General features: G+C 67.7%; 19 protein-coding genes. 11 read left to right on the forward strand and 8 right to left on the reverse strand.

The genetic code is table 11. The annotated features are described in order from the left end of the window. Nucleotides 1-422: 422 nt before the first annotated feature. The 3 genes from glgX to ITJ69_RS20255 all read left to right on the forward strand — a co-directional run bounded on the left by glgX (nucleotide 423) and on the right by ITJ69_RS20255 (nucleotide 3470). Nucleotides 423-2441, forward strand: coding sequence for a glycogen debranching protein GlgX (gene glgX / locus ITJ69_RS01935; protein WP_134195670.1), 2019 nt, complete (start codon nucleotides 423-425; stop codon nucleotides 2439-2441). Between the two features lie 64 nt (nucleotides 2442-2505). Continuing rightward, complete coding sequence (locus ITJ69_RS01940) at nucleotides 2506-2955, forward strand: hypothetical protein (RefSeq protein ID WP_134195672.1); 450 nt, start codon at nucleotides 2506-2508, stop codon at nucleotides 2953-2955. 29 nt (nucleotides 2956-2984) lie between these two features. Next, nucleotides 2985-3470 carry a hypothetical protein gene (locus ITJ69_RS20255; RefSeq protein ID WP_131880661.1) on the forward strand — a complete coding sequence of 162 codons (486 nt, stop codon included), beginning with the start codon at nucleotides 2985-2987 and terminating at the stop codon, nucleotides 3468-3470. A gap of 25 nt (nucleotides 3471-3495) precedes the next feature. On the opposite strand, the gene ITJ69_RS01950 is transcribed toward ITJ69_RS20255, so the two are convergent. Then, nucleotides 3496-4794, reverse strand: coding sequence for a PP2C family protein-serine/threonine phosphatase (locus ITJ69_RS01950; RefSeq protein ID WP_194671817.1), 1299 nt, complete (start codon nucleotides 4792-4794; stop codon nucleotides 3496-3498). A gap of 46 nt (nucleotides 4795-4840) precedes the next feature. Continuing rightward, nucleotides 4841-5563, reverse strand: coding sequence for a CPBP family intramembrane glutamic endopeptidase (locus ITJ69_RS01955; RefSeq protein ID WP_194671818.1), 723 nt, complete (start codon nucleotides 5561-5563; stop codon nucleotides 4841-4843). A 186-nt stretch (nucleotides 5564-5749) separates the two neighbouring features. On the opposite strand from ITJ69_RS01955, the gene ITJ69_RS01960 reads away from it, so the two are divergent. The 6 genes from ITJ69_RS01960 to ITJ69_RS01985 all read left to right on the forward strand — a co-directional run bounded on the left by ITJ69_RS01960 (nucleotide 5750) and on the right by ITJ69_RS01985 (nucleotide 12617). Continuing rightward, nucleotides 5750-7165, forward strand: coding sequence for a polysaccharide biosynthesis tyrosine autokinase (locus ITJ69_RS01960; protein ID WP_416354920.1), 1416 nt, complete (start codon nucleotides 5750-5752; stop codon nucleotides 7163-7165). 77 nt (nucleotides 7166-7242) lie between these two features. Then, complete coding sequence (locus ITJ69_RS01965; RefSeq protein ID WP_194671820.1) at nucleotides 7243-8127, forward strand: hypothetical protein; 885 nt, start codon at nucleotides 7243-7245, stop codon at nucleotides 8125-8127. Between the two features lie 14 nt (nucleotides 8128-8141). Next, nucleotides 8142-9584 carry a sugar transferase gene (locus ITJ69_RS01970; protein WP_194671821.1) on the forward strand — a complete coding sequence of 481 codons (1443 nt, stop codon included), beginning with the start codon at nucleotides 8142-8144 and terminating at the stop codon, nucleotides 9582-9584. After that, nucleotides 9581-10651 (forward strand): hypothetical protein, encoded by a 1071-nt coding sequence (locus tag ITJ69_RS01975; RefSeq protein WP_194671822.1) that lies wholly within the window; start codon nucleotides 9581-9583, stop codon nucleotides 10649-10651. Before ITJ69_RS01970 ends, ITJ69_RS01975 begins: the two co-directional genes overlap by 4 nt. Nucleotides 10652-10680: 29 nt before the next feature. Then, the gene (locus tag ITJ69_RS01980) at nucleotides 10681-11877 is read left to right on the forward strand and encodes a lipopolysaccharide biosynthesis protein (RefSeq protein ID WP_194671823.1); all 1197 of its coding nucleotides are present in this window, start codon (nucleotides 10681-10683) and stop codon (nucleotides 11875-11877) included. Beyond that, nucleotides 11874-12617 (forward strand): hypothetical protein, encoded by a 744-nt coding sequence (locus ITJ69_RS01985; protein ID WP_194671824.1) that lies wholly within the window; start codon nucleotides 11874-11876, stop codon nucleotides 12615-12617. The genes ITJ69_RS01980 and ITJ69_RS01985 overlap by 4 nt, the downstream gene beginning before the upstream one ends. Here the strand turns inward: ITJ69_RS01985 and ITJ69_RS01990 are convergent. Continuing rightward, a complete protein-coding gene (locus ITJ69_RS01990; RefSeq protein WP_194671825.1) occupies nucleotides 12507-13757 on the reverse strand; it encodes an O-antigen ligase family protein in 1251 nt (416 codons plus the stop codon). The genes ITJ69_RS01985 and ITJ69_RS01990 overlap by 111 nt on opposite strands. Nucleotides 13758-14025: 268 nt before the next feature. Between ITJ69_RS01990 and ITJ69_RS01995 the strand changes: the two genes are divergently transcribed. Next, the gene (locus ITJ69_RS01995) at nucleotides 14026-14655 is read left to right on the forward strand and encodes an acyltransferase (protein ID WP_194671826.1); all 630 of its coding nucleotides are present in this window, start codon (nucleotides 14026-14028) and stop codon (nucleotides 14653-14655) included. Between the two features lie 13 nt (nucleotides 14656-14668). On the opposite strand, the gene ITJ69_RS02000 is transcribed toward ITJ69_RS01995, so the two are convergent. From ITJ69_RS02000 to ITJ69_RS02010, 3 genes are read right to left on the reverse strand one after another with little or no spacing between them, the layout of a single operon-like run. Further along, nucleotides 14669-15784: a glycosyltransferase family 4 protein gene (locus ITJ69_RS02000; RefSeq protein WP_228504485.1), complete on the reverse strand. Its 1116-nt coding sequence runs from the start codon at nucleotides 15782-15784 to the stop codon at nucleotides 14669-14671. Between the two features lie 4 nt (nucleotides 15785-15788). Beyond that, a complete protein-coding gene (locus ITJ69_RS02005) occupies nucleotides 15789-16904 on the reverse strand; it encodes a glycosyltransferase (protein WP_194671828.1) in 1116 nt (371 codons plus the stop codon). Beyond that, the gene (locus tag ITJ69_RS02010; protein WP_194671829.1) at nucleotides 16897-17472 is read right to left on the reverse strand and encodes an acetyltransferase; all 576 of its coding nucleotides are present in this window, start codon (nucleotides 17470-17472) and stop codon (nucleotides 16897-16899) included. The genes ITJ69_RS02005 and ITJ69_RS02010 overlap by 8 nt, the downstream gene beginning before the upstream one ends. A 74-nt stretch (nucleotides 17473-17546) precedes the next feature. Between ITJ69_RS02010 and ITJ69_RS02015 the strand changes: the two genes are divergently transcribed. Further along, on the forward strand, nucleotides 17547-18797 hold the full coding sequence (locus ITJ69_RS02015; RefSeq protein ID WP_323742900.1) for a glycosyltransferase family 4 protein: 1251 nt from the start codon (nucleotides 17547-17549) through the stop codon (nucleotides 18795-18797). A gap of 26 nt (nucleotides 18798-18823) precedes the next feature. Here the strand turns inward: ITJ69_RS02015 and ITJ69_RS20830 are convergent, their stop codons facing one another. Then, entirely contained in the window at nucleotides 18824-19270 is a 447-nt protein-coding gene (locus tag ITJ69_RS20830) for a hypothetical protein (RefSeq protein WP_323742901.1), read from the reverse strand. A gap of 49 nt (nucleotides 19271-19319) precedes the next feature. After that, on the reverse strand, nucleotides 19320-20456 hold the full coding sequence (locus ITJ69_RS02025; protein WP_194671831.1) for a glycosyltransferase family 4 protein: 1137 nt from the start codon (nucleotides 20454-20456) through the stop codon (nucleotides 19320-19322). Between the last annotated feature and the right edge of the window lie 124 nt (nucleotides 20457-20580).

Raw genomic sequence — 20580 nt, forward strand, 5'->3', positions numbered from 1 at the left:
CGCGGATCTCGTCCGCAACGAAGTTGCTGACTCGATGACTCAATCAGGCGACGCCCCTCGTTGGTATCCCCCAAACGGGGAACGCGCGTTCTCCGGATGGCAGCGGAGCCGCTCCCGTCGATTTCCGCGTACCTGAGCGCCCGGAGAGCGGCACGTCCGTACCGTCTCGTGAGCTACCCCGCGCTGCCCAGCTGCGGGGGCCCGATCCCTGTTCCGGGCTGGCATCGTCGCGGACCGCCGCGCCGAACCCGACGTCGTCGTAGCGCGAGGGCGCCTGCTCCTCGACCCGAACGAGGAGCAGACGCCCTCGGTCACCGTCCGGTGTCCGACGAGGCGGTCGCAGCTGTCCGGTCTGCGCATCCATGCCTGGCGGGGTACGTGCGCGAGCCGGGACCACAGCGGCCGCCCGGTACAACGACACGATGACCACTTCTGCCCGCACCCCGCTCGGCGTCACGCTCGTCGACGGCGGCGCCAACGTCGCACTCTTCTCCAGCACCGCGGAGCGCGTCGAGTTCTGCACGTTCGACGACGACGGGAACGAACACCGCACCGAGCTGCAGCACCGCACCGGCTACACCTTCCACGACATCGTCCCCGGCGTCGCCGTCGGCACCCGCTACGGCTTCCGCGTGCACGGCGCGTGGGATCCGGCCAAGGGCCTGCGCCACAACGGCGCCAAGCTCCTGCTCGACCCGTACGCCACGGCGGTCGACGGCTCGTACGAGTGGGGCCAGGCCCTGTTCGGCCACGACATGAACGACCCCGAGACCCGCGACGACACCGACTCCGCCGCCGCGATGCCGAAGTCGGTCGTCGCCGACCGCTCGTTCGACTGGGGCGACGACGTCCGTCCCTCGACCAGCCTGGCCGACACCGTCTTCTACGAGGTCCACGTCAAGGGCTTCACGAAGCAGCACCCGGACGTCCCCGAGGCGATCCGCGGCACCTACGCCGGCATGGCGCACCCGGCGGCGATCCAGCACCTGGTCGATCTCGGCGTCACGGCCGTCGAGCTGCTCCCCACGCACCAGTTCGTCCAGGACTCGACCCTTGCCGACAAGGGGCTCCGCAACTACTGGGGTTACAACTCCATCGGGTTCTTCGCACCGCACGACGAGTACTCGTCCAGCGGCACCGCCGGCGAGCAGGTCGCCGAGTTCAAGGAGATGGTCAAGGCCCTGCACGCCGCGGGGCTCGAGGTCATCATGGACGTCGTCTACAACCACACCGCCGAGGGCAACCACATGGGCCCGACGTTGTCGTTCAAGGGCATCGACAACGAGTCGTACTACCGCCTCGTCGAGGGTGACGAGGCCAACTACTTCGACACCACCGGCACCGGCAACTCGCTCAACGTCGGGCATCCGGCGGCGCTCGGGCTCATCATGGACTCGCTGCGCTACTGGGTCGAGGAGATGCACGTCGACGGCTTCCGCTTCGACCTGGCGACGACGCTGACGCGACAGGACGGCGAGGCCGAGAAGCACTCGGCGTTCCTCGACATCGTCCACCAGGACCCGGTGCTCCGTCGGGTCAAGATGATCGCCGAGCCGTGGGACACCGCGGGGTACCAGGTCGGCGGGTTCCCGGCCGACTGGTCCGAGTGGAACGGCAAGTACCGCGACGACCTCCGTGCCTTCTGGCGCGGCGACGAGGGGGCGCTCGGTGACGCCGTCCAGCGGGTCCTCGGCAGCCCGGACGTCTACGAGGGGTCCCGCCGCTCGCCGCTGTGCTCGGTCGACTTCGTCACGGCACACGACGGCTTCACCCTGGCGGACCTGACCTCGTACGCCGAGAAGCACAACGAGGCGAACGGCGAGGACAACAACGACGGCGAGAGCGACAACGCCTCGTTCAACGGCGGCGTCGAGGGGCCCACGGACGACGCCGGCGTCAACGCGTACCGCGACCGGCAGCGCCGGAACTTCCTCGGCACCCTGCTGCTGTCGGCCGGTGTGCCGATGATCCTCGGCGGCGACGAGATCGCTCGGTCCCAGGGCGGCAACAACAACGCCTACTGCCAGGACGACGAGATCTCGTGGTTCGACTGGGAAGCGGCCGACCGGGACCTGCTCGCCTTCACGACCTCGGCGATCGCGTTCCGGGCGCAGCACCGGTCCCTGCGTCCGGAGTGGTACCGCACGGCACCCGGCGACTCCGAATCGACCGTCTCGGTGCTCCGTGCCGACAACGCCGGCTTCGAGGATGCGGACTGGGCAGACGGCGGCAACCGGGCGGTGATGCTCGTCCTCGAACAGGGCGACGACACCGTCGCGGTCCTGCTGAACGCCTCGGACACGACCGTCGAGTTCACGCTGCCCGCGAAGCCGGGTGGCGGCGACTGGCAGCTCGGGTTGTCCAGCGACCCGCAGCAGCAGGTCGCTGCCGGAGCCGCAACTATGCTCATCCGCGACGCGTCCTTCTCCGCCCTGTCCTGACACCGACAGGTCACCGGCGATCGGCTCGTCCGGGCCGATAGCCGGTGACCTGTACGTTCGACCCATGGGGACTGATGACGTGGCCGGACAGCAGCGGCGGGAGCGGAACCGGTGGTGGCTCTGGTGCGCCGGCGGGTTCGTCCTGTCGCTCGGGCTGCTGCTCGTGCTGGGGCGGTGGTTCCCGGTGAGTGCCGGGGTCCTCGTCGGCTGGTTCGTGCTCGCGACCTCGGCCTGGTCACTGCCGACTGGTCGTCCGCGCCTGGGCAGCCCCGTCGCCACGTTCGTGCTGTCGACGATCACGGTCATCGGGGTGGGCTTGCTGGTCGGTGCCATCGTGCCGAACCGGGGCGACGGTGACCTTCGCATCGAGGGGATCGTCCTCGGGGCCGTGCTCACCGCGGTCGGTGTGACGTGGGGGATCGTCGTGGCGAAGCGGTTCTCGCGGCGGCAGGTCGATGCCGAGATCGAGCGCTTCCGGCGCGAACAGGCAGCGGCGCCGGAGGACCGTCAGTGAGTCGGCGTCGCCTCGCATCGCTCGGGTGGTTGCTGCTCGGCTTCGCAATGGGGATCTGTACGCTCACGATCCTCCAGCGCTGGTTCCCGGTCGAGAGCCTCGTCTTCGTGGCGTGGGGTGCGTTCGGCACCGCCATGTGGTTCGAGACCGGGCGAGATGCCCCGCGGAAGGAACGGCGTCCGCACTGGGCACGGAACCTTGCGGTGTTCTACACCGTCGAGACCGTTGGGATGGGACTGCTGTTCGGCGGACTCTGGCCCGACGACGACGCAAACGGTGACCGCGTGACCGGCGTAGTGATCGGTGGCGTCCTGGTGCTCAGCGCGTTCCTGGTCCCGCTGCGCAGTCGACGTCGACGGGTGTCCGAACCGGTGTCAGTGGGGCCGGGTGAGCAGGAAGGCCACGGTGTTGCACAGGACGTGCGCCAGGATCGCGCCGCCGATGCGCACGGTCATGGTGACGAGCGTCCCCGTCAGCAGGCCGAGCACGAACATCGGCTCGAAGCCCGCGACTGACGATGTGGTCGTGCTGATCGCCAGGTCACGTGCGCTCTCGGCGCGCCGGTTGCGCGGGCAGCGCGGGGGCCACGGTCGCCACCGGTGCTCGTCGGATCGCGATCACCGTCACGTCGTCGTCGTGCGCGACCTCGTCCGCCCGCGCGGACAGTGCGGCCACCAGCGCCGTGGGTTCGGAGCCGCAGGCCCGTGCGAGATCGGCCACGGCGTCGACGGTGTCCTCACGCCCGCCGAACAGGTCGAGCACGCCGTCACTGAACGAGATGAGCAGGTCGCCGGTGTCGAGGAACCCCTCGGTCGTCGCCCACTCGTCGCGGAGCCCCATCCCGAGCGGGAGGTCGCTCGACCGGAGCCGGTCCACGGTGCCGTCCGACCGGAGCACCAGGCTCAATCCGTGGCCCGCGTCCGCCCACCGGAAGGTGCCGTCAGTCGAGATGCGCGCGTGGAACAGCGTGGTGAACGTCACGTCGGTCGCGCTGGCCTCGGCGGCCAGCCCGTCGGCTGCGCGGAGGAGGGCCTCGGACGGGTCGTCGACGGTGCGGGCACTGCGGACCGTGGCCCGCACGGCCGCTGCGATGAGCCCCGCCCCCACGCCCTTGCCCATCACGTCACCGAGGCTGACGGCGATCCCGGTGTTCGTCTCGTACCAGTCGAAGAAGTCACCACCGACCGACTTCGCCGGCAGGCAGGCGCCCGCCACCGCGACGTCGGTGCCCAGGTGGTCGGTCGGCGCGGGGAGCAGCGACCGCTGGACGGCGGCGGCGCGGTCGATCTCCGCGCGGACGCGTTCCTCGCCCAGCCGGGCAGCGCGGACGTTGCGCCGCGCTCGCCGCGAGAGTTCCTGCACGACCGCCGCGACCGTCCCGAACACGATCACGGTGACGCCGAGACGGACCAGCTCGCTCGCACCGGGCACGTTCGTCGGCGTCAGGAAGTAGGGCGCCATGATCACGAGCGTCACGCCCAGTGCCGCGTACACGACGGTCAGGCGCCCACGGAGGGACCCGCACCAGACGACCGGCAGGACGGCGAGGGAGGTGAAGACGGAGGCGCCTGCGCCCGTGCTCGTCCGGAACAGCGCGATCGCCACGAAGTCGAGCACCAGCAACGCCGGCACGAGCCCGACGGAGTGCGGGAGCGCCAGTGCCACCGCGGCCACGACCGTCGCGAGACCGGTGACCGCGAGGCTCGCGACGAACAGGCCGTCGTCCGTCACCTGGAGCGACGGCACCGTGATGCTCAGGACCGCGCCGAGCGCCAACAGCGCACTCAGGGGAGCCTGCCGGGCGAGGGGGCTCTCGAGGATGCTGGTTGGGCGAGACATTCGAGGAGGACGTTACCGGTCGGGGCGGCTCGTCGTGCGGTCGGTGTCAGCGGGGCCAGGTGAGGACGACGGCGACGGTGTTGAACAGGACGTGCGCGAGGATCGCCCCGCCGATGCGTCCGGTCATGGCGACGAGCGTCCCCGTCAGCAGGCCGAGCACGAACGTCGTCACGAAGACCTCGAAGCCCGCGACCGACGACGTGGTCGTGCTGATCGCCAGGTGCATCAGCGCGAACGCGAACGCGGTCACCAGCACCGCGAGGAACCGCGTGCGTGGCGTCAGCTCGGCCGACAGCCGGCGCTGCATGACACCCCGGAACACGATCTCCTCGAGCACCGGGCTGACCAGGCACACCCCGATCGCCGAGACCACGAGCAGCAGCACGTCCGGGGTGCCGAGGGTCGCCTGCGGCGTCAGCCCGGTTGCGCCGAAGAACGCGACGGACAGCACGGCGTCGAGCCCGCGGCACACGACGACGATGCCGATCGCCGCGACGACGTCAGCCCACCCGAGCCCGAGCCTCCGCACGAGGACGGCCGGGCTGGACTTCCGGAGCACCCACCCGACACCGAGCACGAGTGGCACCCACACCGCCAGGTCTGCGGCGAGCACCTGCGTGATCGGCGCGGGCAGACCCCCAGTCCGGGCGACGCCCCCGACGATCCGGGACAGCAGCACGGCGACCAGGAGGGCGATCACGATGACCTGCAGGTCCCGCACCGCCGAGGAAGGGCGGGCGGCGGTCGGCGCGTCCGGTTCGGGCTGCATGTCGCCACCGTACGGGACGCAGAACGAGACTCGACGTCGCACGACCCCGAGCGCGTCTCATCGGTGTGGCAGTATTTCCCTGCCGAACGCTGGGACGATCCCGGTCGACCTGCGACAGGGACTCTGCAGGGCGCGGCGACTTCCGGGGAAGGGTGCCGCGTGGAGCTACGCGACTACATAGCGGTCTTGCGCAAGGGATGGGTCTTCATCCTGGTGCTGGCACTGGTCGGGGTCGCGGCCGCGGCCGGCTTCTCCCTGGTGAAGAAGCCGGTCTACGCAGCATCTGCGCAGGTCTTCGTCTCCACGGAGACGTCCGGCAGCGCGAGCGACCTGGCGCAGGGCAACACGTTCACCCAGCAGCGCGTGCTGACGTACTCGAACCTGGTGTCGACGCCCATCGTCCTGTTGCCGGTCATCTCGTCGCTCAAGCTCGACATGAACGCCGACCAGCTCGCGACCATGGTGTCGGCGACGGCGCCGACGAGCACCACCCTCATCTCCATCTCGGTGGAGGGCACCGACCCGGTGCAGGCCGCGAACATCGCGAACGCGACCTCGCAGAGCCTGACCAACGTCGTGCAGGACATCGAGGCCACGGATGCGAGCGGCAAGAGCACGGTCAAGCTCACCCGCGTCAAGCAGGCGGACGTCCCGAGCACCCCGGTCAGTCCGAACGTGCCCGTCAACGTCGCACTCGGTCTGCTCGTCGGGCTGGCACTCGGCATCGGGATCGCCGTGCTGCGCGAGACCCTGGACAACCGTGTCCGGACCGAGCTCGACGTCGAGAAGATCAGCGACAAGCCGGTCATCGGCGGGATCACCTACGACGCCAAGGCCGCCGAGCGTCCGCTCATCGTGCAGGTCGACCCCCGCAGCCCCCGCGCCGAGTCCTTCCGGACGCTCCGCACGAACCTCCAGTTCCTCGACATCGGCACGGGCGCTCGGACCTTCGTCATGACGTCGTCTATGCAGTCCGAAGGCAAGAGCACGACCGTGGCGAACCTCGCGATCGCCCTGGACAGCGCCGGCTTCCGGGTCATCCTGATCGACGCCGATCTGCGCCGCCCCCGCGTCGCCGAGTACATGGACGTCGAGGGCAACGCCGGCCTCACCGACGTGCTCATCGGTCGTGCCGACCTCGAGGACGTCGCACACCCGTGGGGGCGCGGCAAGCTCGTCGTCCTGCCCGCCGGACCGATCCCGCCGAACCCGTCGGAACTCCTCGGCTCGCGCGCGATGCAGGACCTGATCGAGCGCCTCGAGCAGCAGTTCGACTACGTGCTGTTCGACGCGCCGCCGCTGCTCCCGGTGACCGACGCGGCGATCCTGGCGAAGAAGGCATCGGGCGCGATCATCGCGGTCGCCTCGGGCCACACCCACAAGGGGCAACTGGCGGCAGCCATCGCATCGCTCGAGAACGTCGGCGCCCCGATCTCCGGCTTCGTCATCACCAAGATGCCCGTCAAGGGTCCCGGTGCGTACGGGTACGGCCGGTACGGGTACGGGTACGGCTACGGCCAGGACGACGGCGCCACCGCATCGGTGACGCCGCCGAAGCAACCCGGCAAGAAGCTCGGCGTGCTCCGGCGAGCCGGACGCTGAGCGGAGCCGCGACCATGACGACGCGCCGGGGGACCCGAAGCCTCGGCCGCGCACTGCCCCGAACCACACTCATCGTGGTGGCGGCCGTCGTGGTGGTGCTGGTCGCGATCGACGTCGTGCTCGTCTCCCTCGCCCTGGGGCGCACCGCGCCGGAGCAGAACGGACCTGCGGGCCCGATCCCCACGTTCACGAGCACACCCGACACGACCGAGACGCCGCGCGCGAGCGCGTCTACTGACGCAGACTCCGCATCCACCGCTCAGCGGGGGCGGCGTCTGTTGGCAGCCGTGGACGACCGGGAGGCATGGCGTGCGTCCGGCGGGTCGTGCGGCGGCCCCCGGCCGGTGCTGGAACACACCGTGGACGGCGGGTCGACGTGGGTCCCGGTGGGACTCGGGACGGATGTCGGATCGCTCATGGCGATCCGGGCCTCCAGTGCGGAGCTCTCGATCCTGGCGGGCGTCGGTGACGACTGCACCACGACGGCGCGGACCAGCACCGATGCGGGCGTGACGTGGAACGCGGGGACGCCCGGCGCCGCAGGCGCCGGGATCAGCACCGACGGTGTGGTGCTCGCGAGCGGGACGATCCAGGCCCCGTGCGCGGACCCGATCGAGGCGTTCCAGGGGGAGCGGACGTCGGTCGTGATCTGCGACGGCCAGCTCGAGTGGCGGGCCGGGACGGATGCATGGGTGGACGTGCCGATGGGCGGTGTGCGCTCGATCGCGGTCGACGGCGGCGAGTACACCCTGGCCCGCGTGGACGTGGCGTCCTGCTCCGGCGTGCAACTCGTGACCATGCCCGCGGCGGACGTGACCCCCAACACCGCGGTCTCGCCGGTGGGCTGCGCCGACGGTGCGGACTCCGATGGCACCGTCACGATCGACCGTGCCGGACAGGACGTGTGGCTGTGGGACGGCGAGACCGTCCGGGTCTCGTCGGACGGCGGGGCGACGTGGTGACCGTCACAGGGCGGATGGCCCAAGTCGCCGCCAGTTGGGAGAGCTCGTACGCGCGCCGGCTGGTCGTGACCGACACACTCGCACTCATCTGGGTGACGTTCGGCGTCCAGATCGCGTGGTTCGGCCTCGACAGCCGACGGGTCGACGGAAGCATCCCGGACTTGGCGATCGGCTACACCGCCGTGTCGATCTTCATCATCGCTGCGTGGCTCGTCGTGCTCGCGCTCTACGACACTCGGGACCCTCGGTACATCGGTGCCGGGTCGGGTGAGTACCGGCGGATCGTCGACTCCGCGATCCGTCTCTTCGCTTTCATCGCCATCCTGGCGTACGGCTTCAAGGTCGATCTCGCTCGCGGCTACATCTTCATCGCGTTCCCGCTCGGCGTGCTCCTGCTCTTGCTGACGCGCTGGATGTGGCGTCAGTGGCTCGGCGCGCAACGAAGGAACGGACGGTTCTCTGCGCTCGTGCTGCTCGTCGGTTCGGATGAGAGTGTCGAGTACATCAGCCGTGAGCTCGGCAAGCATCCGGAGGAGGGATACCAGGTCATCGGCGCCTGCGTGCCCAACGCCCCCATCGGATCGACTCTTCGCGGTGGTGACATCCCCGTGGTGGGACGCATTCCTGACGCCCTTTCCGCCCTTGCCACGACGGGAGCGGACACGGTCGCCGTGACGAGCTCTGACGAGCTCGGTGCTCGTGCTGTGCGTGAACTGAGCTGGGGGCTCGAGAGTGGCCGTCAGCACCTCGTCGTCGCTCCGAGTCTCACCGACATCAACGGTCCACGCATCCACATGCGTCCGGTCGCCGGTCTGCCCCTCATGCACGTCGAGATGCCGCGGTACGAAGGGGCAACCCACTTCGCGAAACGAGCGTTCGACATCGTGGGCTCGAGCGTGATGATCTTGGTGCTGTCCCCGCTGCTCGTTGCGATCGCCGTCGCCGTTCGGATCAGCAGTGTAGGTCCCGTCCTCTTCCGCCAGCAGCGAATCGGGCTCAACGGGAAGCCCTTCCACATGCTGAAGTTCCGTTCGATGCGGGTCGGAGCGGACGCTGAGCTCGCCGCGTTGCTCTCGGAGCAGGGCCGCGGCGGGGAACCCCTGTTCAAGGTGGAGAACGACCCGCGCGTCACTCCCGTGGGTCGATTCCTCAGGAAGCACTCGCTCGACGAGTTCCCGCAGCTGTTCAACGTACTGACGGGCAGCATGAGCCTGGTGGGGCCACGTCCTCAGCGAGAAGGCGAAGTGGCGCTCTACGACAACGCTGCACGGCGGCGCCTGCTCCTCAAACCGGGTATGAGCGGGCTCTGGCAGGTGAGCGGACGTTCGAGCCTGTCGTGGGAGGACGCCATCCGCCTCGATCTCTTCTACGTGGAGAACTGGTCGGTGACGGGCGACGTCGTGATCCTCTGGAAGACCGTTCGAGCTGTGCTCGCGCCAGGTAAGGAAGCATCATGACCTCGGTGCGGCAAAGGAACACCGTGCTGATCGTCGAGCAGAACCCCACGGGGCATCGTTTGTTCTACGTCCGCGTGCTTGCAGAGGCAGCTCTCGCCGCAGGGGCTCGTGTCGTTGTCCTCCTCGGGCCGGATCCGGCTCCTGACGCCGAACAGGTGCACCTGGCCTCCGTCGTCGATCGGGTCGAGTTGCTCCGGCGGCCGCTGATGAGCCACGACGACGTCGCGCGACTCTCGCGTCAGGTTGAAGCCAGCCGCGTTGTCATCCCGGATGCGGATCGCTTCGCCCTGCGCCTGGCAGTTCGACGTCGGTGGGTGGGCTCAGGGCGGCTGAGCCTGCTCATTATGCGCGAGTCGGCGCAGCCCACGGGGTCCCCACTCGCGGACGGTCTGAAGACACGACTGAGGACCACCGCGTTCCGCCGGGTCGCTCGTTTGCGGAACGTCGATCTTCGTGTTCTGAAGTCTGCTGGGTGGGCCGGCACCGCGCGGTTCCCCGTCGCGGTCGATCCCGTGGTCATCGCGTCGTCTGATCGGTCGGTCGAACAGTTCCGCGCCGAGCATGGGATGGACCGCGAGCGGTACTGGTTCGCGGTACTCGGGGCGATCTCTGCACGGAAGAACCTCGGTCTCATCGTCGATGCGCTCAGGATCGTGCCATCGCCCTGGGGGCTCCTCGTCGCCGGCCAGATCGACGGCGACATCAGCGAGGAGCTCCGAGTCCGGCTCCGTTCGATGGTCTCCGCGGGCTCTGCGGTCGTCGTGGATCGACTTCTGACGGACGATGAACTCGACACCGCCGTCCGGGCTGCCGACTGCCTGGTCCTCGCCCATTCGAACGAAGGGCCGAGCGGACTCCTGGGAAAGGCGGCGGCATCCGGCACACGGGTGGTGGCAGCAGGAGCGGAGAGCCTCAGACGCGATGTGTCGGCGCTGGGAGGGCTCGGCGAATGGGCACAACTCGACGAGGGTGCCCTGGCCGCGTTGCTCCACCGCTCGACTCGTCAGCCGCGACCCCGGGCGGTGCTGCCGGCAACGACATCGGCATTCACCGACGCGCTCCTGTGAACGGCGGTCCGACCAGAGGCGAGCGGCCGATGGCACACCAGGCGGTACTGCTCGCCGGAGCGACCGGGCTGTCCCAAGTGCTCGTTGCAGTGCTCTACCTCTTCGCTGCCAGGGGTGTCGGCCCCGAGGCCTTCGGGTCTGTCGTCTCGGCGATCGCACTGGGCACGGCAGCGGCGGGCTTCATCGACTTCGGCACGAACAACCACTGGACCCGGGAACTGGCGCGTCAGGCCATCGGACGTGATGTCTTCGCCACGCGCCTGTTCTCGAAGATCGCCATCACCATCGCGCTGGCGGTCATCTGGACGGTCGTGCTGGGGATCGCAGCGCCGGCTTCCCATCTCTGGCTCGCTGGCCCCATCGCCGCCGCGCTCGTGGCCAACCAGGCGTACCAGGTGCCGCTCAGGAGCGCTGCACGTGGCGATCTGGTCGCGCTCGTCATCCTTTCCGACCGAGCGTCCGCGGCGGTGTTCTTCCTCGTGCTGCTTGCGCTCCAAGTGCCGTCGACCGTCGCGCTTTGGATCGCGCTCGCTGCGGGTTCGGTACTCGCTTCCGGCATCGCGAGCGTGCTGGCACCGGATCGTCTCACCGGTGTCCGTCTGCGACTGGTGAACCCCTGGGTCGGGGCTCGGTACTTCGGCATCACGGTGGTAGCGACCAGTGCACAGTCTCTGGACCTGACGCTGCTGTCAGCCGTGAGCGGAAGCGCGGCGTCGGGTGTCTACGGAGCGGTCAGCCGATGGACCCAGCCCATGAGCTTGCTGGCTGCCGCCTTCTCGTCCGCGCTCGCGCCCTACGCGGCGAGGAGCCCCGATCTCAGAACCGCCTGGAGCGAACTCCGACGGGCCCTCTGGATGCCGATCGCCGCGATCGGACTCGCCGTCGCGGTCTTCTTCGCGGCACCGCTCGTCGTCGATGTGCTTCTCGGTGAGGACTACGCGGGGTCCGCGGGGGTGCTCCGGCTGCTCGCCCTGGTCGTGATTCCGTCGATCATCTGCCAGCCGCTGGTCGTGATCCTGCAAGCCTTCGGACGCGACCGGTACGTTGCCCTCATCATGGTGATCGCAGCGATCGCGCAACTCGTTCTCGTTCTCGTTCTGGGGCATGCGAGTGGTGCCCTCGGCGCGGGTCAGGCCGCGCTGTTTTCCCAGCTGCTGATCCTCATCGCCCTGATCGCGGGAGTCCTGCACTTCAGGAGCACTGCCTCGAAGGAGGGACGCCCATGACGGGGACCGTGCTCCTCACCGCGACGGTGCGCCCGAACACGACGATGTACCTGGTGCAACACGATCCGGCCGCGAGGCTCGAACAGTATCGGCGCGCGATCTCGAGTTGGGCCACACAGCTCGAAGCCACGTCGTTCGATCTCACCGTGGTGGAGACGAGCGGTGCGACCGCGACGGAGTTGCTGTCAGCAGTCGATCCCCGTCTCCGCTCTCGTATCCGAACGATCCAGTACGACCCATCCGAATCGGATGCGAGTCGCGGGAAGGGCCGTCTCGAGGCTGATGCGATCGCGTGCGGGGTCGCCGCCATCGAGGATTCCGACCCGGACCAGAGCATCTACAAGTCCACGGGTCGACTCGTTCTCCGGAACGCCCGACGACTCGTGCGCCCGATTCCGCTCGACGCCGTCCGGGTCCGGATGACCCTCGACCGCTCCTTCGCGGACACGCGGTTCGTCGGTGCCCACGCGCAGGTTTGGCGGACGATCCTCCTCGCCGACACCGCAGCCGTCGACGAGGAGGCCGGGATCTACCTCGAGCACGTCCTCGCTGGGGCGGTCGCGCGTGCAGCAGCCCTGCAACAGATCCGGATCGAGCGCTTCCCGGAACGGCCGCACTTTGTCGGGCAATCAGGCTCGACGGGCCGCCGGTACCGTCGTGGCCTCACGTCCGCCCTGCCCACGCTTCCGCTTCTCGCGGAGCGGGGACTTGCTCGTCTTGCCTCGAGGAAGCAGACCTGAGACTTCCGGCGTCTGCTCAGCGAGCGCCGCGCCGACGAGCAGGACGGCGAGCCCGACCGTGATCGCGAAACCCTTGTCCTCCAGGGACGCGCCGAAGGGCAGGAGCGCCACGAGGATCGCGACGCACCCGCGGACGGCGGTGTTCGCGAGCGTCCACTCGAACCTGGGTGCACGCCGCAACAGCGGCACGAAGATCAGCACGAGGCACGTGAGCAGGATTACGCAGCCAATGATCCCGAACTTCGCCAGGTAGACGAGAGGACTGTCGACCGAGAAGTCGGTACCGGCGACACCCGTGGTCGGATTGATAAAGGTCTGGCCCTCGCCCCTACCCATCAAGAGGTTCTGCCGCCACAGCATGAGGCAGTACTCGTACGCACGAGAACGAATCGCTCCCGACTGGTCAGAGCCGACGCCGTTCTGGACCGTCTGCCAGATGCTCGCGAACCGCTGAGCCAAGAAGTCCTCGTTCTGGAAGAACTGTGCAGTCAGGGGGACAGCCGCTGCTATCGCCGCGAGGCCGACCACAGCCGCCGTCACGATTCGCCGGACAGGTGCGCGTCGCTTGCTCCGCGCACCCACGATGCCGATGAGGACTGCTGCGAAGACCACTCCGGTTCGAGTCCCGGTCACCAGGACCGCGAACACGAAGGCCACGCCTGCCGCGAACCACGCCCAGTTGATACGTGAACCTGCCAGCGCCATCGCGAAGCTGAGTGACACGGCCAACGTCAGCGCGGTCAGCGACGACAGGAGAGCAGCATCGCCGTCCACGGGCTGCGCGGACACCAGACCACGCGCTGCGATCCAGCGCGCGGCGAAACTGTAGGCCGCGAGCGCACCCACCAGGACCACCAGGATGCGAGACGTGCGGACGCTCGTGGTGCCGATCGCGTCGAGGGCGATGATCACCGCGCAACCCACCAAGATGTACGTCGCCCCGTCTCGGAGCCAGTTCGACAAGGAGGCACCTTGAACTGCGACTGAGTAGGGGAGGACGATCAGGACCTGCCACAGGATGATCCCGATCCCGCCCATGTAGGCGGGGAACAGCGACCGCAACGCTGGCGACTCCGACAGCCCCCTCAGCTTCGTCAAACTGACCAGCACCGATACGCCGACCACCGCGAAGTAGAACAACTTCGGAGCGCTGAGGCCGCTCGAGGTCTGGAAGACGAGGAATGCGCCGAACACGAAGAATGCAGCGCGTGCCCAGGAGTAGCGGATGACCAGAACGAGTGCGAGCACAGCGGGTATGACCAACGCTGCGCGGGGGTCGGCGGACGCTCCGATCGCAAGCGCACACGTGGCCATCACTGCGAGAACAGCCAGCGCGCCTGTGCGTGTCCCCGATCGCATGTCCGAACTCTAGCCGGTTCGGCGAGCTCGACGACCTAATCTTGAGGCCATGAGGCGACTCGTTCTTCTGCTGTTCGGGGATTTCCGAATCTCGTGGCTCCGCACGCTCCTCCAGCTGGTCCGCGGGCATCGAATCCTCATCGGGCGGCGCTTTTGTCTGAAGGGGACGCCGGAGCTCGTCGATGAACGATCTCGTTTGACGCTCGGAACGCGCCCGTACGGTTTCGCGACCGGTCGAGATGACGGCATCCTCCGGGTGCGCGGCAGGCTGCGGATCCACGGGAGGGTCGCGATCGGAGTCGGATCGAGGATCGAAGTGGAGCCGGGAGCGCTCATGGACGTGGGAGAGGACAGCTACTTCTCCCCGAACGTGCGCATCATCGTGAGTTCCGGGCTCACCATCGGGCGTGGATGCGCGATCGGCTGGGACGTCCAGATTCTGGACGACGACCAGCACGTCTTCCGGAGTGGAGATCGGCAACGACCTCGGTCTGCTCCGATCGCCCTCGGGGATCACGTGTGGGTCGGGAGCAAGGCAATGATCTTCAAGGGTGTCGAGATCGCCGACGGGTGCGTCGTCGCGAGCGGCGCCGTCGTGACGAGGAGCGTTGACGAACCGAACAGCCTCATTGCGGGAAACCCTGCTTCTGTCGTCCGCCGAGGGATCGCCTGGGACTGATCGGGGTCTGGCCTCAACGCTGGTCGAGTGCGCCGAGGAAGATCGAAGCGAACGCGGCCGGCGTGTGCTGGAGGATCTCCGGGGTACTGATGTGACCGCGCCAGTTCGACTTCGATGCGACGAGCGCCTCCGCGAGGGAGTCCAAGTCGGGAGCGCATGTGTACACGCCCTGCATGTGCTTCGTCGAGGCGGCGACGCCGCTGCTCGCGGTGACCACCGCGTGGAGACCGGCCGCCAGTCCCTCGTTGACGACGAGCCCCCACACCTCTTCGGAAGACGGGAGGACCAGGGTGTCGCTCGCGATCACCTCGTCGATTGCCTCGTCGTTCTCCGTCGTTCCCGTGAGCGTGACGTGCTCACTGAGGCCCATGGACCGGACACGCTCTTCCAACATGCCTCGCTCGGGGCCATCGCCGACGAAGACGAGGACGTCCTCCGGCCCCCGGACCTTCGCGAACGCTTGCAAGAGGAGAGCGGGTTGTTTCCGACTGACCAACTGTCCGACGAAGATGAATCGATGTCCGCGCGCGTGCTGATCGCTGGCCCGAACGGAACGCGCTCGATCTGCGATGTGCTGGACATCGACGGCGTTGAAACCGCGATGGATGCGTTCGGCGGCGACACCGAAACTCTTGAGAGCGTCCTCTGCATCCACACCTGGGACAACGACCGCGTCGAGAGAGCGCATGAACAGGCTCCGCGCACGTGCGATCATTCCGGAGCGGTGGCGGTTCGTCTTGAGAGTGGATTCGTAGAAGCCGACGGTTCGGATCCGACGGAGTTTCGCGACGAACAGGAGTTGCCAGTACGCGGGGGACTCCCACCCTCCGAGCAGGACCGCGTTCGGCTTTTGCGTGAGGGCGAATCGAGGGTCGAGGAGCGTGTACAGGCTCGTTTCGCCCCTGCGCAGCTTGAGCGTGCGGAGTGTCCGGTGTCGAAGCCCCCGGAGTCCGCGCTCAGACCAGTCGGCGGGGCGACGCCCCTCGCGGACACGCTGCCGGTCGCTTTCGAGGAGGAACACCGTGAGGTCAGCCCGGCTCGCGAGGTGTTCCCAGACCGGAACGCGGTAGGGAGCCGCGATGTTCGTGAACCAGTGCAGAACCGGCACCTGTGCCCGGCTGCGCGCCATGGCGTCAGGCTCCGGCATCGTAGATGTCCTGCAGACTTTCGACCACCTGGGTCATCGAGAACCGCTCCTGCGCGAATTGTCTCGCCCGTGCCCCGGTCTCGGCTGTCGTCTGTGGTGAGTGCAACGCGTCCTCGAGTCGGATTCGCAACTCATCGACGGATCCGAAGGTCCACCCCGCCCGCGCCGCCGAGATGAGCGGGGCGAGCGCGGAGGTGTGGTGCACGATCGGCGGTGTTCCAGTGGACATCGCCTCCAGGATGGTCATGCCGAAGGGCTCGTCGGCGGCCGGCTGAACGAACACCTCAGCCGACTTCATGTGGTCGACGACCTCGTCTGGAGGGACTGATCCGACGAGCGCGACGCGCTCGCCTCCAGGGAATCCGCTCAGTGCGCTGCGGACGTTGGAGAGGTCGCCTTCGTCGGGGCCAGCAATCCGGAAGGTTTCGTCCGGGTAGCGGCTTGCCAGCTCCGCCGCCGCAGCAGCGAACACGGTCGCTCCCTTTCGCGGGTGAAGCCGGCCGAGGAACAGCGCACCCTGCCGGAGTCGTGGTTCGGCATCGTCATGCACCGGGATGCCGTTCTCGAACAGCACTGACGGCGTCGCCCCGGCTGACAACCGAGCGACCTCACCGCTCTCCTCGGGGGTGAGCACCAAGGCCGTCCGGGCGGCCGAGACCACGCGGGCGGTCATCAACGAATCGACGACGTGCGCCGACCGCTTCGATGACGCATCGATCATCCCGTGGGTGTGGATGACGTAGGGGAGCGAGCGCCGGCGCAGGGCCATGGCGATCGGCAGCGTGACGAGGTCACGCGCGAGGTGGACGTGGAAGATCTCCTTGCCGGTGAGTCCGCGGAGGACCTTCCGTCGGAGACCGGGCGCCACCGTGGTCGCGAAACCCACCCCCGGGACGAGGCGGCGAGAGCGTGCGAGCTGGAGTGGCACGCCCTGCCACTCCGTCGGCAGTGTCTCGTAGCCGTCTGCTCCCGCGAACACCGATGAGTCGATTCCACGGCGCCGTTGTTCAGCTGCGATGTCGAGCGCGACCTTCGTGGGGCCACCGAAGCGGCCGTCGGGGGAAACGAGCGTGACCACGTGTCGAATGACGTGCTCAGCCATGCCGGGTGCCCGTCACGACCGCCGGGTTCCCGACCGCGATCGAGTTCTCGGGGATCGTGCCACGAACCACCGAGAGCGGCTGCACGAGTGCTGACCGACCGATGTGGGCGCCACCGAGGACCACGCAGCGAGCCGTGACCCAGGCCCCGTCCTCGATGACGACCGGTCGAGTGATCAGCCCCATGTCTCGCCGGTGCGCGTGACTCCCGGTGGTCACGAACGTGTCCTGCGAGACGACGACGTCGTGGCCGATGATCACGTGGTCCTGGTTGTGGATCCAGACGCCCTCGCCTATCCAGCTATCGTTGCCGATGCGGAGCTTCCAAGGAAAGCGAACCCGAGTGCGGGGGCGGAAGATCACGCCGTCGCCGATGTCCGCCCCGAAGCGGCGCAGCACGGTGACTCGGAGCCGCGAGCTGATCTGGAGGGGATTCGTCACGAAGAGCAGTTCCGCGATGCCCCAGAGGTACACGATCGGTGTCGGCCGTCCCCAGGACGTGCGCTCGCCGGGTGCGGCTCGCAGGCTGATGATCCGGGGCCGCCGCGATGGCTCTTTGTCGAGGTTCACAGTTCAACGTCCCGTACTCGGTCGAGGATGTCCCCGGCTGTTACTGTCCTCGGGTGTCTTCCCGAGTCTCTGTCGTGATCTTCGCACAGAACTACGCACCGGAACCGAGCGGCAACGCGCCGTACGTCACCTCACTGGCTGAGGGGCTGCAGGCGAGCGGGGAATTCGACGTGACGGTCATCACAGCGCATCCGTACTACCCGGATTGGAAGATACGAGCGGGGTACGGTCAGTGGCGGCGTGACGAGACGCTGCACGGTGTCCGCATCCGCCGGAAACTGCACTACGTCCCCCAACGCCCCAACGCGCTCAGCCGCCTCGTGTCGGAACTCTCCTTCGGCGCCCGTTCCGCTCTTTCATCCTGGGGGCGGCCCGATGTGGTCGTCCTCGTGTCGCCGAGCATGTTCGCGAGTGCGGTGACGATGCTCCGTTTGAAGCTGTTGCACCCGCGCACGCCGGTCTTGGCGTGGGTGCAAGACCTCTACAGCCTCGGGATCCGCGAGACCGGAGGCCGGGCGGAGGTCGCGAAGGTGGTCACGGCGGTCGAATCGTGGTTGTTCCGGAGCGTCGGCACCGTGACCGTCATCCACGAGCGATTCCGGAACACGGTCACTTCGCTGCTCGGAGTCGAGGCCGACCGTGTGCGGGTCATCCGGAACTGGACTCACATCAGCCCGGTCGACAGAAGTCGCCGTTCCGCGGCGCGGTCGAAGCTGGGCTGGGTCGATTCCGAGATCATCGCACTGCACACCGGCAACATGGGTGTCAAGCAGGGTCTCGAGAATGTGGTTCGTGCGGCTGCGCTCGCAGAACAGCGCGGTGTCCGGGTCCGGTTCGTGTTCATCGGCGGAGGCAATCAGCGAGATCGTCTTGTCGCCATGGCCGACGGTCTGACCCAGGTCGATTTCATCGGCTCTCTGCCGGATGACGAGTACGCGCTCGCTCTGGTTGCAGCAGACGTCCTGCTGGTCAACGAGCTCCCCGGCGTGTCCGGGATGGCGGTGCCGAGCAAACTGACTTCGTACTTCGCAGCGGGACGACCGGTGGTCGCTGCGACGGACGCTGGGGGCGTGACCGAAGAGGAGGTCACGGCTTCGAGGGCCGGGGTGTGCGTCCGAGCTGGCGACGAACGAGCGCTGTTGGACGCGGTCACCAAGGTCGGTGCTGATGCCGAGCGCTCGTCTCAGATGGGGCTCGAGGGAGTTCGTTACCACGAACGACTTCTCTCTCCTGGCTCGGCCATCGACGCGTTCGAGCAGGCCCTTCAGGACGCGCGCCGGTCCGGCACGTCGAAGCGGAAACGCCGCGCAGGTGGTCGAAGCTGACGCCTGACTCTAGGAGCCCGATGTCATCACCGGGTACCGATCTTCCGTGCCGGACACCCCGCCCAGATCTCACCGGACGGAACGCTCTTCGTGACGACGGCGTTCGCTCCGACGACCGCACCTCTGCCGACGGTGAGGAAGCCACGTGCACAGACGATCTTCGCTCCGGCACAGATGATGACATCGTCTTCGATGATGAAGCCTTCGAGTGGTGACTCAAGTTCTGGTACCCATACGTCGCCGCGTCCGATGGTCACACCGTGGTAGATCGTCACGTTATTCCCGATCACGGTGCGCGGATGCAGGACGACCCCGAAGCCTCGGTGCATGACCTGCAACCCAGATCCGATCTCGACGTGCGCCGGTATCTCGATTCCGTAGAGGGACAGGAGTTCCCGCGCCGCGCGCCAGAATGGTCCACGGCGAGCCCTGATCAAGCGGTCTAGATGCGACATCGTCTTCTCCGTCGGCACGAAAGGTCGATTGGGGGACCGTAATCGAAAGGCAACGTCGTGCGGGGTCTCATGCCGTCGAAGCTGAGGGGGAACGTCGGAGGAGTTGTTCGATGGACTGTTGCATTCGGTCGACCATGTCTTCGAGCTTGTACTCGCCGATCCGAGACTCTGCGGCGCGAGCCAGCCGACCGGCTTCGTCTGGTCGGGCCACCAGCTCGTCGAGTGCGGCGGCCAGTGCTTCGGGCGAATCGTTCGTGACGATCGAATCGACTCCCGGTCGGAGGTACTCGAACTCAGGAGCGTGAAACGCGAATCCAGCCGTGACGATTGGGAGCCCGAGAGCAAAGCTCTCCGGGGAGATCAGTCCGACTCTGCCCGGATTGAATATACCCACGCAGAGTCGGGCCATGAGAGCCTTCTCGCGTTCGCCGGCATAGCCGATGGAGTGCGCTTGCTCCCGTTCGACCGCCGGATCCAGAAGATGCTCGAGGTGTCCTCGCCCGGCAACCACGAATCGTGCCGGTGACCTCCTGTCCCACAGGACGTCGAGTGTCGAGGCAACGAGATCCACTCGTTTGCTCGCGTCGAGACCACCGACGACCGCGAAGTACGGTCCGTCACCGATACCGATCTCTGCACGAGCGTCCTCCTCTGACTGTTCGCGCGCGGCGAGAACAGCCCTGCGTAGCGCGACCGTGTCAGAGGTGTTGCCGAGGACCGAGACCTTGGCTGGATCCGCGCCGAACGCGACTGCGATTTCGCCTCCGCTCGGCGTGTAGGCGAGGACCGCATCCGCCCTGCGGACCTGCCAGGCCCGCAGGGTCCTCGATGCGAAGGAATCTCGATTGACGTAGGAGCCGACGTGCCCCCACACCGCCGTCGGGGTAGAGCCGAGTAATGCTCGATAGGAGTAGATGGCACCGGCCGCGAGTTCGACGACGACCGCGTCCGCCGTCGCCCATGCGGACGGCGCGGGGGCCGTGCGTATCGTCGCCGGACCCAGCTTCAGCGACTTCGTCTTGAAGATACGTTGCCGAACGTCGGAGAGCTCGACGCTGTCCTGGCGCTCGCGTTGTTCGAAGTCCGGCTCTCCCGACACGATCACCAGTTCGTGGCCGTTGGAACGGAGTCGCCGGCCGAGTTCGGAGAAGAGCGCCGATCGATAGGCCGGGACGTACGGCTGCACGATCACGATCTGGGCCACGTCGCCACACTTCTCATCGGTCTGACCCCTTGAGACCTTCTGGGGAGGTGAGGGGGATCGTAGCGCTCGCATATCCGCACGTGGGCGATTCCGGAGGATTGTCCAACACGCGCATTGGAGCACG

The organism is Curtobacterium sp. VKM Ac-2887, assembly GCF_015350935.1.
Classification (GTDB): domain Bacteria; phylum Actinomycetota; class Actinomycetes; order Actinomycetales; family Microbacteriaceae; genus Curtobacterium.